General features: G+C 40.9%; 10 protein-coding genes. 5 read left to right on the forward strand and 5 right to left on the reverse strand.

Annotated features, from left to right (window positions below; genetic code table 11):
* Positions 1 to 87 precede the first annotated feature (87 nt).
* A complete protein-coding gene (locus OQE68_RS15575) occupies positions 88 to 1725 on the reverse strand; it encodes a GGDEF domain-containing response regulator (RefSeq protein ID WP_180568700.1) in 1638 nt (545 codons plus the stop codon).
* Between the two features lie 233 nt (positions 1726 to 1958).
* On the opposite strand from OQE68_RS15575, the gene OQE68_RS15580 reads away from it, so the two are divergent.
* The 5 genes from OQE68_RS15580 to OQE68_RS15600 all read left to right on the forward strand — a co-directional run bounded on the left by OQE68_RS15580 (position 1959) and on the right by OQE68_RS15600 (position 7693).
* Positions 1959 to 2363: a hypothetical protein gene (locus tag OQE68_RS15580; protein ID WP_180568699.1), complete on the forward strand. Its 405-nt coding sequence runs from the start codon at positions 1959 to 1961 to the stop codon at positions 2361 to 2363.
* A gap of 127 nt (positions 2364 to 2490) precedes the next feature.
* Positions 2491 to 3174 (forward strand): transglutaminase-like cysteine peptidase, encoded by a 684-nt coding sequence (locus OQE68_RS15585; protein ID WP_266195688.1) that lies wholly within the window; start codon positions 2491 to 2493, stop codon positions 3172 to 3174.
* Positions 3175 to 3221: 47 nt separating this feature from the next.
* The gene (locus OQE68_RS15590) at positions 3222 to 5165 is read left to right on the forward strand and encodes a bifunctional diguanylate cyclase/phosphodiesterase (RefSeq protein ID WP_180568698.1); all 1944 of its coding nucleotides are present in this window, start codon (positions 3222 to 3224) and stop codon (positions 5163 to 5165) included.
* 176 nt (positions 5166 to 5341) lie between these two features.
* Positions 5342 to 6316, forward strand: coding sequence for a DUF2333 family protein (locus tag OQE68_RS15595; RefSeq protein ID WP_255490871.1), 975 nt, complete (start codon positions 5342 to 5344; stop codon positions 6314 to 6316).
* Between the two features lie 903 nt (positions 6317 to 7219).
* Positions 7220 to 7693: a carbon storage regulator gene (locus OQE68_RS15600; RefSeq protein WP_180568696.1), complete on the forward strand. Its 474-nt coding sequence runs from the start codon at positions 7220 to 7222 to the stop codon at positions 7691 to 7693.
* A gap of 9 nt (positions 7694 to 7702) precedes the next feature.
* Here OQE68_RS15600 and OQE68_RS15605 read toward each other — a convergent pair whose 3' ends face one another.
* The 4 genes from OQE68_RS15605 to OQE68_RS15620 form a co-directional block, all read right to left on the reverse strand.
* Positions 7703 to 8653 (reverse strand): aq_1923 C-terminal domain, encoded by a 951-nt coding sequence (locus OQE68_RS15605; protein ID WP_180568695.1) that lies wholly within the window; start codon positions 8651 to 8653, stop codon positions 7703 to 7705.
* Positions 8654 to 8667: 14 nt separating this feature from the next.
* Positions 8668 to 10368: a hypothetical protein gene (locus tag OQE68_RS15610; RefSeq protein WP_180568694.1), complete on the reverse strand. Its 1701-nt coding sequence runs from the start codon at positions 10366 to 10368 to the stop codon at positions 8668 to 8670.
* A 174-nt stretch (positions 10369 to 10542) separates the two neighbouring features.
* On the reverse strand, positions 10543 to 11412 hold the full coding sequence (locus tag OQE68_RS15615; RefSeq protein ID WP_180568693.1) for a glycine zipper 2TM domain-containing protein: 870 nt from the start codon (positions 11410 to 11412) through the stop codon (positions 10543 to 10545).
* A gap of 358 nt (positions 11413 to 11770) precedes the next feature.
* Positions 11771 to 13261 carry an FMN-binding glutamate synthase family protein gene (locus OQE68_RS15620; protein ID WP_180568692.1) on the reverse strand — a complete coding sequence of 497 codons (1491 nt, stop codon included), beginning with the start codon at positions 13259 to 13261 and terminating at the stop codon, positions 11771 to 11773.
* Between the last annotated feature and the right edge of the window lie 101 nt (positions 13262 to 13362).

Raw genomic sequence — 13362 nt, forward strand, 5'->3', positions numbered from 1 at the left:
ACTTTCAGATAAACATCAGCAAGCGCTAATTGGAGAAAGAGAATAACATGGGATAATAAACGAGTAGAAAAAAATCTAACTAAACAACTAGCTTTGGCTGGCCTGATACACTTTTACACAGTTTCGGCCACCATTTTTGGCTGCATAAAGCGCCTTGTCTGCTTGTGCTGAAAGCTGTTCACCATTACTTCCATCAAACATTGCTAAGCCACAACTAAAAGTAACTTGTAAGTCAGTCGGATGAGCGGGCTGTTTCATTTGCGAAAAGTGCTCGCGAATATCATCTAGTAGGCCAACGGCAGCCTGTTGTCCAGTATTAGGTAAAATTATGGCAAACTCTTCACCGCCATAGCGGCCTATCGTATCGGTTTTTCTTAAGCGTTGCTTCAGGAATAGAGCAAGACTTTTGATCACTCGATCACCCATTGGGTGGCCATAGGTGTCATTGACGCTTTTGAATTTATCAATGTCAATCATGGCGAAGACCAGTGGATGTTCATACTCTTCAGCTCGCATGACTTCAGTTTGCAGCTGCTGCAAGGTATAGGTGTGGTTATATAAGCCAGTTAAGCTATCGCGGATCATTCTTGACAGTAATGTTCTTGCCCGCTCACCACGATTTCGTACTGTCATAATCAGGTGACGGGGCTTAATAGGTTTGGTTAAAAAATCATCACCACCTTCACCCATCGCAACGAGCTGCTTATCAATATCTCCTTCTGCCGACAGGTAAATAATAGGAATACTGACGTACTTTTCCTGCTGTCTGATTACCTTGGATAGTTCCATGCCATTACAGTCTGGCATGTACATATCCATGATAATTAAGTCAGTATCAAACTTTTCCAGAACATCCATCACTTCCAGGGGTTTAGTGACTACCTGGGTGATAATACCTGCCTTATTTAAGGTGCTTTGGGTGAAGTAAGCCTGGGCTTTGGAGTCATCAACAATTAGTACACGGTAGGGGTCGTTAAGGGTAATTCTGGTCAGTTGCTCAATCCGCTCGATTACATGGCCAGCTTCTAAACCATGGGTGTAAAACTCACAGCCATTTGCTCGTGCTGCCTCTAAGCGAGTAAGAATGTTGTCATCTTCGTCACAATAAAACAGAATAGGGATCGGAGTTTCTATTTGAGCCTGGATATTGTTGATTAGCTCAATGCCTGCTCGTTTTTCTCCACCAAAGTCAACATCGATAACGATTACGGCGGGATAGCGGTTTTCAAACCCCTTCATAAACTCATCATGGGTGTGAAATACTTTCGCTCTTAAGCCAAAATACTCCATTTGCTTCAGCAGTTTGGTGGCCATGCTGAAGTGGTTAAGGCCTATATAAACCGGCTTGCTGGTAGGAATTGAGCCAATTTCAATAGACGTATCACCTTTACGCAGGGCAGTGTAACTGAGCTTGATAATTAGGTCGTTGAGGTGGCGGATAACGTCGCTGTTAGGGGCTTTTTCTTCATTGAAGTCTTGTAAAACTTTACTGATTTGCCTGGCAATATCGGAATGAGCTTGCTGTTTAAAGCGTTCTGCATATTTCAGCAGTTTTTCGTTGGCTCGTTGAAACTCAGCTAGCCACTGTTTTGACCAGTGTTCTTTATTAAGTCGGTGCCAACATTCAATAACATGGCGGGCGCGATTTGTAACGCGTTGGGCGAAATGATCCTTTAAACGTGCAGTTTGTGAAGTGGTTGATGGCTTTACTACAAGCTCAGTCATAATAAAATTGAGGGCCCTTTAATGCATCTTACAAAATGGCGATTCCGTGGTGAGTAAGCAACATGGTTTACAGTCATTGGTTTTCTTGTAAGTTATAGGTTATAGCGAGGTTTGACTCAACTATTCACCTATTACTTAATATTGGACACAATAAACTCGCTTAAGTCATATAAAGCAACTGGATAATTATTACTATGCTGCATAACGTAGTACTTTTTTGGCTGTCAGCCTTTATGGCTGTTACCCTTGCTGGCTGTCAACCATTAGTTGAATTTGCTGATGCTCAGCAGACCGACGATAGCCAACCTGAGAAGGAGCAGAGTCGCCTTCAAACCCAAATAGCTTGGCTTTTACTAGAGGCAGAGGACGCCTTCAAGGAACGGCGTCTAACTACACCAGAAGGCGATAATGCTTTAGGTTATTATCGTGAAGTAATTCGCTTACAACCTGATAACGTTGAAGCAAATCAGGGCGTTGAGCAAATCGTAGAGCAATATTTTATATGGGCGCATCGGGCGGCTACACAACAGCGTTGGGGAAAAGCCAGCGAGTACCTGGAAAAAGCCCAGCAGATTAAGCCTGATCACCCTGGCCTGAAGGAAATAGCTGATCTGATCAAACAAGGCCAGTCTAAGTAATCTCCTTTACCTACTCCTCTTTGACTATGCTTATTTACAGTGGTGGCTTAAGACGCAAGTCACTGCTTCTCTATGACAGCTAAGTGCCTGACTAACTTCCTTATATAAAGCAGGTTAGGGGGAATGAGTGGTAACGCTAGGAATAGCTGCAAGAACTAAGCATCAATTAGGACTCTTCCTCGCCATTGCTGGCTTGCTGAGCTTAACCTGGGCAAATGAGCTGAGTTTATCTCAGGCATTATTGCAGCAGGTTCAAACAAGCTATGGCCAAACAGCCGTGAATCGGTTAAAGCAATGGCAACAGTTAGTAGAAAAAAGCCAGCATTTACCTGAGTCTGAAAAACTCAAGGCCGTTAATACATTTTTTAATCAGTTAGGCTTTGTTAACGATATTGATCACTGGAAAAAAGAAGATTATTGGGCGACACCTGTTGAGTTTATGGCATCAGGGGCTGGTGATTGTGAAGATTTTTCTATTGCAAAATACTTCACCTTACGTTTGCTTGGTGTGGCTGATAAAAAAATGCGGATTACCTACGTTAAAGCCTTGAGCCTTAATCAGGCGCATATGGTGTTGAGTTACTTTCCTGAAGGCCAGCGTATTCCATTGGTATTAGATAATTTAATAGGAGAGATAGTCCCTGCATCACAGCGTAAAGATTTATTACCTGTCTATAACTTTAATGGTGATGGATTATGGCTTGCCAAGCAACGTGGTGAGGGTAAGCGAGTAGGTAAATCGACACGAATTAGTTTGTGGGTGGAGCTGAGAGAAAGGATGCTTAAACAGCAACGAGGTGAAGAGTTGTAAAAGGGAGTGGTAAATAGTGCTACATCCTATAAATAAGGAGCCCTGAAATGACGGTATTAAGGCTGTTACTGGTATTTTTAACCCTGATTATTGTCGTGCTATTTTCAGCAAGCTTTTTGTTGAATGTTTATGATGCCCGTGCTTATTTACAAGAGCAGCTGGAATCCCATGCTCAGGATACAGCTACCTCACTTGGTGTATCTATTGCTGCCGTACAAAGTGATGATATTGCAATTATCGACTCAATGATCGATGCAGTATTTGACCGTGGCTATTATCAGCAAATTATTTTTACAGATAATGATGGGAAGGTATTAGTCAATAGTGAGCAGCCAGTCAGGCTAGAAGATATTCCTGGTTGGTTTGTGAATTGGATTAACCTGGATGCTCCGACGGCAACAACTGAAGTGAACCAAGGTTGGGTAGTACTTGGTCAGCTATCGGTTACTAGTCATCCTGGGATTGCTTATCGTGATTTGTGGCGGAAAACCAAATCAAACTTAGTGTTATTTGGGTTGGTAGCGGCAGCTTCCTGGTTGGCTTTGACACTATTATTAAAACTAATCTTAAAACCACTTTCCCTGTTAGAAAAGCAAGCTAAGGCTATTTGCGAAAAACAGTTTGAAGTACAACCACAGCTACCTAAAACTCGTGATTTAAGGCGAGTGGTTGAGGCTATGAATAGAATGGCTAAACGCTTGCAGCATTTATTTAATGAGCAGGTTGAAATTATTGAACGGCTAAGAGATCAGTCTCACCGCGATCATATTACTGGGTTGCCAAATCGTCAGGCATTTGATAATCGAGTAAATGCCTGGATGGAGTCGGAACATGGTGAATCAGGTGGAGGACTGGTACTGTTGCAAATAAGGCACTTAGAGCAACTTAATTTAAAGCAAGGTCGAGAAGCAGGGGATGCACTTGTTAAACAGATAGCTGAACAACTTACTGAAGTGTTTCATCGTTTTCCTGGCCATGTAGTCAGTAGACGCAGTGGAGGTGACTTTGCTGTATTTATTCCGCGCATGTCAATGGAGCTGCTACAAAATACAACAGAAGTACTTTATCGTCAGCTGATAGGCCTTCAACTACTAGAAAGTATTCATGCCTCTGATAGTTTGCATGTGGCAGCAGTATTACGATTAAACCGTTGTGACTTAATGCAGTTATTAACAGATGCCGATATTAGTCTACGACAATTGCAGTCAAGAGGCGTTAACGGCTGGTCTTGTAGTAAAGTAGAACCAGAGCAGGCTAGCTGTATGGATTGGCCTGCCAATAAATGGCATCAGCAGCTGAAAAGCATATTAACCAATAAGTCTCTTATTCTTTATAACCAGCAAATTTACGACAATAAACGACAGCTGTTGCAACGAGAAATATTGGTCAGGATCCAATTGGAAAATGATATTATTTCAGCCGGTGTATTTTTGCCTATGGCAGAGCGTTTTGGGTTGGCAGAGGAGTTTGATAAATTAATCGTCGAATTAGTTATTCAACACTTGCTGCAACAACCTGCTGATTGTCCTTATTGTGTTAATCTATCGCCCAGATCACTACAAAGTGAATCATTTAGTAATTGGTTACTTGATAAATTTGATCAACACCGCTCTTTGTTATCCCAGTTGGTGTTTGAGGTACCTGAATACTGTGTACAACTAGCACTACCTATTATGCAACAACTTGCAACTAGGCTTAGTAAGCTGGGAGGAGCATTTAGTATTGACCATTTTGGAGTAGGGGCCAATGCTTTTGCTTACTTGCAAAGCCTGTCGGTTCACTATCTTAAAGTCGATAGTAGTTATTTAAAGCAGTTGTTGGATAGTAAAGACAACCAGTTTTTTATTCAGTCGCTGGTGCAAATTGCCCATAGCCGCGATATCACTATCCTAGTGGAAGGGGTTGAGGCAGAAGATGTATGGCAATTGCTGCTGAGCTTAGGAATAGATGGCGGGCAGGGTTATTTATTACATCGCCCAGAATCGCTCTAAATTACCTATATCGTCGTATAAATAACCCGCTAAGGGTTATTCAAACCAGGCTTTATCGTTATATAATCTAACGCTATCGCGCTAAGTATGGAAGAGAAGCCAATATGTCAATTGATTCGATAAAACTGAGTTTATTTCGATTTGTAGAAAAGGTGCCTTTAGCAAGGGGCAAGGCCATGAAAAGTGTTATAGGCGTTGTGGCGGTACTAGCTGTTGTTAGTTTTGCTATTGGTAGTTACTGGAGTATTGAGCCTGATTCCTTTAATGTGAAGGAAAATGCCAAACTAAAAGCTGAAGCATGGCAAGTGGAGGTTGTGCCAGGTTTTACAACATCCGCTACTTTATCAAAGGTTGCAGACACGCTGTTAAATAAGTCAGGTGGCTACCTTTCTAATGATATTATGATCCCAGGTGTATTATTAGATAATATTCCAAGTTGGGAATTTGGTGTTTTAGTTCAAGTGCGTGATTTATCTAGAGCTATGCGGAAAAGTTTTAGTCGCTCACAGTCACAATCTGTAGAGGATAAATCGTTAGCTAAAGCAGAACCTAAGTTTAGTTTTGATAATAAAAGCTTTATCTTGCCGAGTACAGAAAGTAAATATAAAGAAGGCATTCAGCTTTTAAATAAATATATTGAAAAGTTAGCTGATCCTAGTAAGCCTGATGCCCAGTTTTATACACGAGCAGATAATTTGAATGATTGGCTGCGAGATGTGGAGAGTCGACTAGGTAGCTTGTCACAACGATTAAGTGCCAGTGTTGGAAAAGAGCGGCTTAATCTAGACCTTGCTGGAGACCCCGATGCAGAGCGGGCAACTTACCAGCAATCCGAGCAATATGATAAAACGCCTTGGTTAGAAATAGATAACGTATTTTATGAGGCTAGAGGTGCAGCTTGGGCGTTGATCCATTTCTTAAAAGCGGTAGAAGTTGATTTTGCTGGTGTATTGAATAAAAAGAATGCCCTGATTAGTTTGAAGCAAATAATCCGTGAGCTAGAAGCTACTCAAGAAACAGTGTGGAGTCCAATGGTGCTCAATGGAGGAGGGTTTGGTTTTTGGGCGAATCATTCATTAGTAATGGCATCCTATATATCGAGAGCTAATGCAGCAATTATTGATTTAAGAAAACTGTTGCAGAAAGGCTAGTCTGAATATTTGAGCAGATAAATGTAATTTACATTAAACTTTTATCTAGAAGCCGTGTCAAAATCACGGCTTTTTTGTTTGTTATTTTTACAAGGCTTGTAACGTATAACCAGAAAAAATTTTAACTTGCTGATTTCTATCGTATTCTAGAACTGGTTTAAGAATTGCTTATTTACTGCAACTGTTTAAGGACTAGCGTTTATAAAATAAGAGTTAAGAATGAAGATTGTGATTCGTTTCTAAGGGTATAAATTAGTAAGCGTAACTATAAAGTGAGTACGGCTATAAAAAGTGCTCACAAATATACCCAATGCGTAGGATTTTTAGGTGAGGAACGATGATAACAAAATCTAAAAATGATTCGCGACGGGTATAGTCTAGCTGAGCTACTGTTGCGAGAAACTATTTTAGCGAGAACCTATTTTAGTATGACGCTATTGACGTATAATTTTTTGATTGAGATTGGTATATGTAGAAATAAAGCAGTGGTTTTACAATTGGTCTACTAAAGTGAAGGGTGTGGAGTAGTAAACACAATTATTTATGACCCTCTTCACAATATAGCGTATTTGATTATTCGGAATTTGGGTATAAACTGTCGTCTTTTTGGTTTGGTGTAAGTCCTTTAAGCTGCGCTTGAAAGGCTATTAAAGAGAAAAAAACAACCCAAGTTATTTTTACTAATGATTAGTACTGGCGTTCACGCGTATGATAATAGGGAAATGAACAAGTAGCAAATTAAATTGTTAATATTTACTTATGCTCCAGCATCCCCCAACAAAGGCTTACAACGTCGGCTATGAAGAATTCAAGCAAAGCTAGATTCGTTACGACTTATTTATAGGTGTAGAAAGATAGTATGAATACCCACAATGAAGGGTGTAACTAGGAGAGTAATAGTCGATGTTGAAATTAACTATTAAAAAAGGCCATGCCATTTGTATAGGGGATGATGTTCGTATAGAGTTTGAACCTGAGCACTATAAAGACAAAATTCATGTCAAAACCAAAATATTTGCTCCTGATGAGGTGCCGGTAAAGCGCTTAGAAATTTATGAAAACAGAGAGGAAATAGAGAAGGACTTAAATGACTATTTTAAGCGTGTTAAGAAAAATAAGCAGAAAAAACAGTTACTGAAAGGTAACAGTTTTAAAGATAGTCAGATAAAGAGTTCTAGTTCACCTCAATTTGGAACATATCGGGCTAAACATACTTATTTACCTGTTGTAGACCAAATAAATACCTCAATTGAAAATCCTGTGAATGAGAATAAAAAACAACCAAAAATTATCTTTAAAAAGAAACGTATGTATAACCCTCTGAAAGCAACTAAAACAGTTCAGGCGCAGTTTGAAGTTGAAACTTCAAGCAATTAATAACTAAGCTTAGTTATCTAAATCCAGTTCAAGTAGTTCAGCGATTTTGCCTGAGGATGGCTGACTCTTTAGAAGCCTGAAGCTAATGGGGCGATTGAACTTGGCTGAAATGGTTAATTGGTTCGGGTTGTCAACAAAACTTTTCAATGCATCAAGCCAGTCCTGCGCGTTATTTTTTGCAATTTGTTGAGACTCCCATAGGGCTAATAGCTGTTGGTAGTGTGGTTCAGACAGCAGTTCTATAATAGTAGAGTCTGGGGTTTTAACTTGGGACAGTTGGAACCACTGCTGAAATTTGCGAATAAACCCTTGATCCTGATAAGTAGCCTGTAGCTGTGTTAAGCGAACACTTTCCCAGTCCGCCTGGTTGCTAAATAGGTTAGTAAGACTAGGTTGCACACCATTCGTTTCAAGTAATGATAATCTATCTAAAGATAATTTAGCGTTGATTTCGCCTAGTTGATTGGCACTGGTTTTTAGGTTGAGGGTTAATAAATCGTCTGGCTGATCGTAGAGCCAGTCTACCTGAAAATTAATAGGTAGTTTGTCATAACCCATTGCAACCAACATATATACAAACTGGTTATCGCCAATGGTTCGGTATAATTCAGCATCTTCGATTAGCTTAGCTTTATAACCAGTTATACTTAACTCGCCTTGTTGTAGGCTGGTTAAGTTTTTAAAGTGAGTAAAACTGGTTTGAAGTGTTTCTGCCTCTAAATTAAATGCAGGCAAATTTCCCCATTTGCTAGCTCCACCTTGATGTTTTAATGCTGGCTGGCTGAGAGTGATAATACCAGTAACAGGGTTTATCGAAATACCTTGGTAAGTCAGGTGCTGGTCTAGTTCTGCTTCTATTAAAGCGTTTTCAAACTGCTGGACAGCATTAAATTGCAAATAAAACCAGCCTCCAGTGAGAATACCAATAATACAGCCAATAATTATTAGAACTCTGGTCATAAATGCATGATCCCTTATTGCCATTCTGTCATTTGGTAACGTTCTAGCACCAGCTGAGTCACATCGTTATATTCACGGCAGGCTTCTTGTTCGCAAGCCTTTACTTTGTTGACAAATATTTGCGGAATTAAAAAGCCGCTGTCAGATACCTTATTTGGATTGCCTTTTACCTCTCCCCACACCAGATACCAGCCTAATTGGTTTATTTGGCCTGTGTTGTGTAATTCAATGGGATAAGGCCAGTCGACAATGGCAGGGTTACCAATGCTGTTGACTTTAACCAAAACAAAGGTTTTTAGTTTGTTATGGGTATAGAAAAACTGAGCTGCTTGTAATAGCGGGTTATTAATCTGATCAACATCGTCGTATAGGTAAGTGAGGCGGTCTGCTAAAGAAGCTTTTTTTAAGCGCTTAGTATCAATCTGGATACGATTTGCTAAGGAACCTTGTGATAGTGCAGATTGTGTTGCTTGGTTAATATTGCCTGCAACATAGTTTTTGATGGTGTCACTAGCAACCAGCCATTGCTCATTTTGCTTAGTAAATTGAGCGCTATACAGCATGTTGCTATCTGCTTTTAAAGGCAATTTAAGCTGCTCCATCACATAAAGCTTATAATTTTTAGCCGCATGGCTGATTGTTGCTGCTTTGCCACTTATCGCGTGCTCAAATTGTTTAATTAATCGAGTATTTTGAAATAAAGATTTATTTCTAGTAAGGGCAATAATAGCGCCATTACTAAAACTCCATCCCTGGCTGGTATGGAACAAAATACCAATGAGTTGTGTGTCAAATACTGGTAGTTCACCAAGGTAAAAGGTTAATGCTTCTCTTTTATCTAAGCGTGTACGATGAAGTAAAATCTTTTTATTAATAACAACGTTGTAATCAAAGTGGTAGCCTAAATAAAAATTACCCTTCAGTTGTTCATAAACGCGACCATCATAAAAACTGACATTTGCTACCCCTTGCCCATAGGCCAGGCGGTTTTCATCACAACCGAGCCCTTGAGGCTTAAGAACAAGTAGTTTTTGTTCTCTTGGGTTATTTAGATGATTAATTTTAAGTTTGCAGCGCCAGTCATTAGTTGATATTTCAAAATCTTGAGAACCGGCTGAATACTTAATGTTTTGTTGTGAATTGGGTGGTTGCCAGTATGCAGCAGCATTTTTCAAAGAAGGTTGTTCAGGTTCTTCATTAGGCTGCGATTTAGTCGTTAGTGAATTGGCTTCGGGCTGTGAAGTGGTGACGGGTGAAGCTGGAGGTGTGTCATCCACTGCCGCGGGTGCTGATTTTAAAATTGCTACTTGCCAGGCTAACTGGTCTTTAGTGCTGGCTTTTGCTGTTAAGTGTAACTGGCCGTGCTTATCTTTACCTTTAATATCCAATTGATGGGCTTGATCACACTCAGTAGGTAATACGGCACCTATTTTTTTTATAAAGGCACCAATACTATTGGATTTAAAAATAGCTGGGTCTGCTGCTCTTAGCTCTATATTGACAACACGATGGCACCAGCTGTCACCTTGATAAATAGCAAAAACTTCAATACCAAACTTCTTTGAGTAGGCAACACGTTTTTCAGTAGCTGCCAGTGATGTATTAATTGCCAGTGATAGGGTAGTCAGCACAATGTAGCAAAGCCACTTTAGCGATGGCTGTAAAACCACTCTGCTTGTAAATACTGCATTTAAAATCGATTTTGCTGCACTCATGACCTTTTGCAACACCCCTTTAAAAGAAGGCCAAAACAACCTGCAAACTTCCTGGCCCAGAGCGTTCATTTAATAAAACACAAAACGTAGCAGAGCTACGTTTTGTGTTTTTGGTGAGGGCTGATGAAAGAGACAGAAGATTAAAAAACAGGCTGTTGGGTAAACTATCCTGATTTAAATAATTTCCCATGCACCATCAGCTCCTTTACAGGCGTTGAAGGTCTCGGTTGTTTCTTTTCCTTTGTTGGTTATTTTGTAATCCACATTTCTGCAGTCAGTTTGAGCAACGACTTTATCTTCTACCAACTCAATTTCATCAAGGTTGACGCTATCCAGGTCAATGGCACCTGATTGATCTTTTTTAACTTGTTCTAGGGTAACCCCGCCATCACGCATTGCCACTGCTTGGTATTCTGATGGAGCGGCAGCACTGTGGGGCTTTAGAAAAGAACTGCTGACATAACCTAAGGTAATGTTGTTTTTAGCCACTAAAATCCAGCCGCTTTTAGTACGACCGACGGCGGTAATCACGTCTCCAGAGTTAAGGCCGCCTACTTTATTGCCAATTGTGCTGGGCATATTGCGGATATTCACGCTTTTCACGGCTTTATAGGGTTTGCCAATTAATGTCATGTTGGCAACAGGTTCTACCCGTTTATCTCTAACAATTGAAACTGGGCGATTTTCAGAGCGGCTATTGGATGGAGTGATAGTAGCAGATGCATCAGTTTTGTTACTCTTCCAGACAACTGGCTGGTTGTCTTTTGTTTGGTTAAGAACATCTACTGAACGCTGCTGTAAGGCGATTCGGTCTTGCTCATCAAGATGAGCACCAATGCGGTTACCCACATAAGCACCAATCAGGGCACCCGTTAAAATGGCTATTTTTCGACCTTTACCCTTGCCTACTTGTGAGCCAGCTAAAGCCCCTGCAACACCACCAATTGCTGTACCAAGAGACTCTTTATTGAGGTTTAAGTTCTCGCAGCCAGAGCTAAAAGCAAGGCTGGTGCAAATGGCGCATGCCAAAAGTTTTTTCTTCATGTCATGTTCCCTGTACTTCTCTCTATAAAGCAATTACCTGAGCGGAGACCAATAATAGCGGTAGTTTTTCTCTGGTCCAAAGCATAACCCAAAAAATGTGCCAATTGATCCGTGATATGTGATTTTCCTCAAACCCATTATGACTTTAAGTCTAAATAATAATGGGCATTCAATGTACAGATAACCTTATCTAAACATAGCTTGTTACTTAGGCCTTGACTGCTAACTTTACCCTGTGAATAACAATTATGCTATTAGCCAAATTGGCAATTGGTATTTACTGGTGAGTTGATCAAACTGTTTGAGTAAACGTTAATTAAACTAATAATTAATCAGCTAAATCGGTAGTAGCAACTGACTATTTGATCGTTGTTTTATCTGTGGCAATGATATTAGGGTGCAATTGATCCAACGGTATAGATAGGCCATTGTCTGTTACTATGCGAGCATGGTAGCGTTTTAACTGTCTTGGCTCTTTAACTCCACAGGAGTGAGCAATTACACCAACGTTATACGTCATGTTCCTTACATAATTGACGACACGAGTTGTTTTATCTATCACTACCAGCCCTTTTTGTAGCCTTGGATTATGAGTCGTGATACCAGTGGGGCAAGTGTTTTTGTTGCACTGTAAGGCTTGGATACAGCCTAAGGCAAACATATAGCCTCGTGCAGAGGTAACAAAGTCAGCACCTAGACACAATGCCCATGCAACATCGGCCGCATTAATTAACTTACCTGAAGCAATCACTTTGACACGATCTCTTAAACCATATTCAGCTAGTTTATCGACAACCAGTGGCAGGCTCTCTTTTAAAGGCAATCCCATATAATCCATTAAGCTCATTGGAGCTGCTCCAGTGCCACCATCGGCACTATCAATGGTAATAAAGTCGGGCGCACTTTTGATGCCACGCTCATTGATCAAAGCAAACAGTTGGTCAAGCCAGCCATAGGCACCAATAACGGCTTTAAAACCAACCGGCTTACCTGTTACTGAGCGAATATGCTCAACCATATCTAACAGGTCTGCTACTGACTTTATGTCTGGGTGGCCATTAGGGCTAATTGAGCTTTGGCCTTCTGGTATACCGCGAATGGCGGCAATTTCTGCGGTCACTTTTACGGCAGGTAATATACCGCCTTTACCGGGTTTGGCTCCCTGGCTCATTTTTATTTCGAACATCTTTATTTGGCTATGGTCTGCGATGATTTTTAGTTTTTCATCACTTAAATTACCATGCTCATCTCTTACCCCGTATTTAGCGGTGCCAATTTGGAACACTAAGTCGCAACCGCCTTCTAGGTGGTAAGGTGATAGCCCTCCTTCGCCAGTATTCATCCAACAGCCGGCCTGTTTAGCTCCGTGTGACAAGGCTTGTACAGCAGGCTTTGAGATAGCACCATAACTCATTCCAGAGATATGGAAAATACCTGCGGTGATGTACGGCTGTTCGCAATAAGGGCCAATCGTAATGGGCTGAGGATCAACGGCATCCGCCTCTAGGGTCGGAAACGGGCAGTTGACAAATAATACTGTTCCTGGCGGGTTTAAGTTGCGGGTTGAGCCAAATGCAATGGTGGAATCCAGGTTTTTGGCTGAGCGATACACCCAGCTGCGCTGTGCGCGATTAAACGGGAGCTCCTCTCTATCCATAGCGAAAAAGTACTGGCGGAAAAACTCACCTAAATGCTCAAAAAAATAGCGAAACCGGCCAATAATTGGATAATTACGACGGATAGCGTGGGTGGTTTGGGTGATATCAATGATATAAAAAGTAACAGCTACAATGATCAAGGAGAGGGTGGCGAGTAAAATGAGGCCAACAATCAAGTTGCTGCCTGTCATGAAGATTTCTTGCAAAGTGCCCATGGTTATCTCTCGATACAGCTCATCACCTATATACGTCAGCTCAGGCGTTCGCTTGTTTAATTATAGTGGCTAGCAGG

The sequence above is a fragment of the Spartinivicinus marinus genome (genome assembly GCF_026309355.1).
GTDB lineage: Bacteria > Pseudomonadota > Gammaproteobacteria > Pseudomonadales > Zooshikellaceae > Spartinivicinus > Spartinivicinus marinus.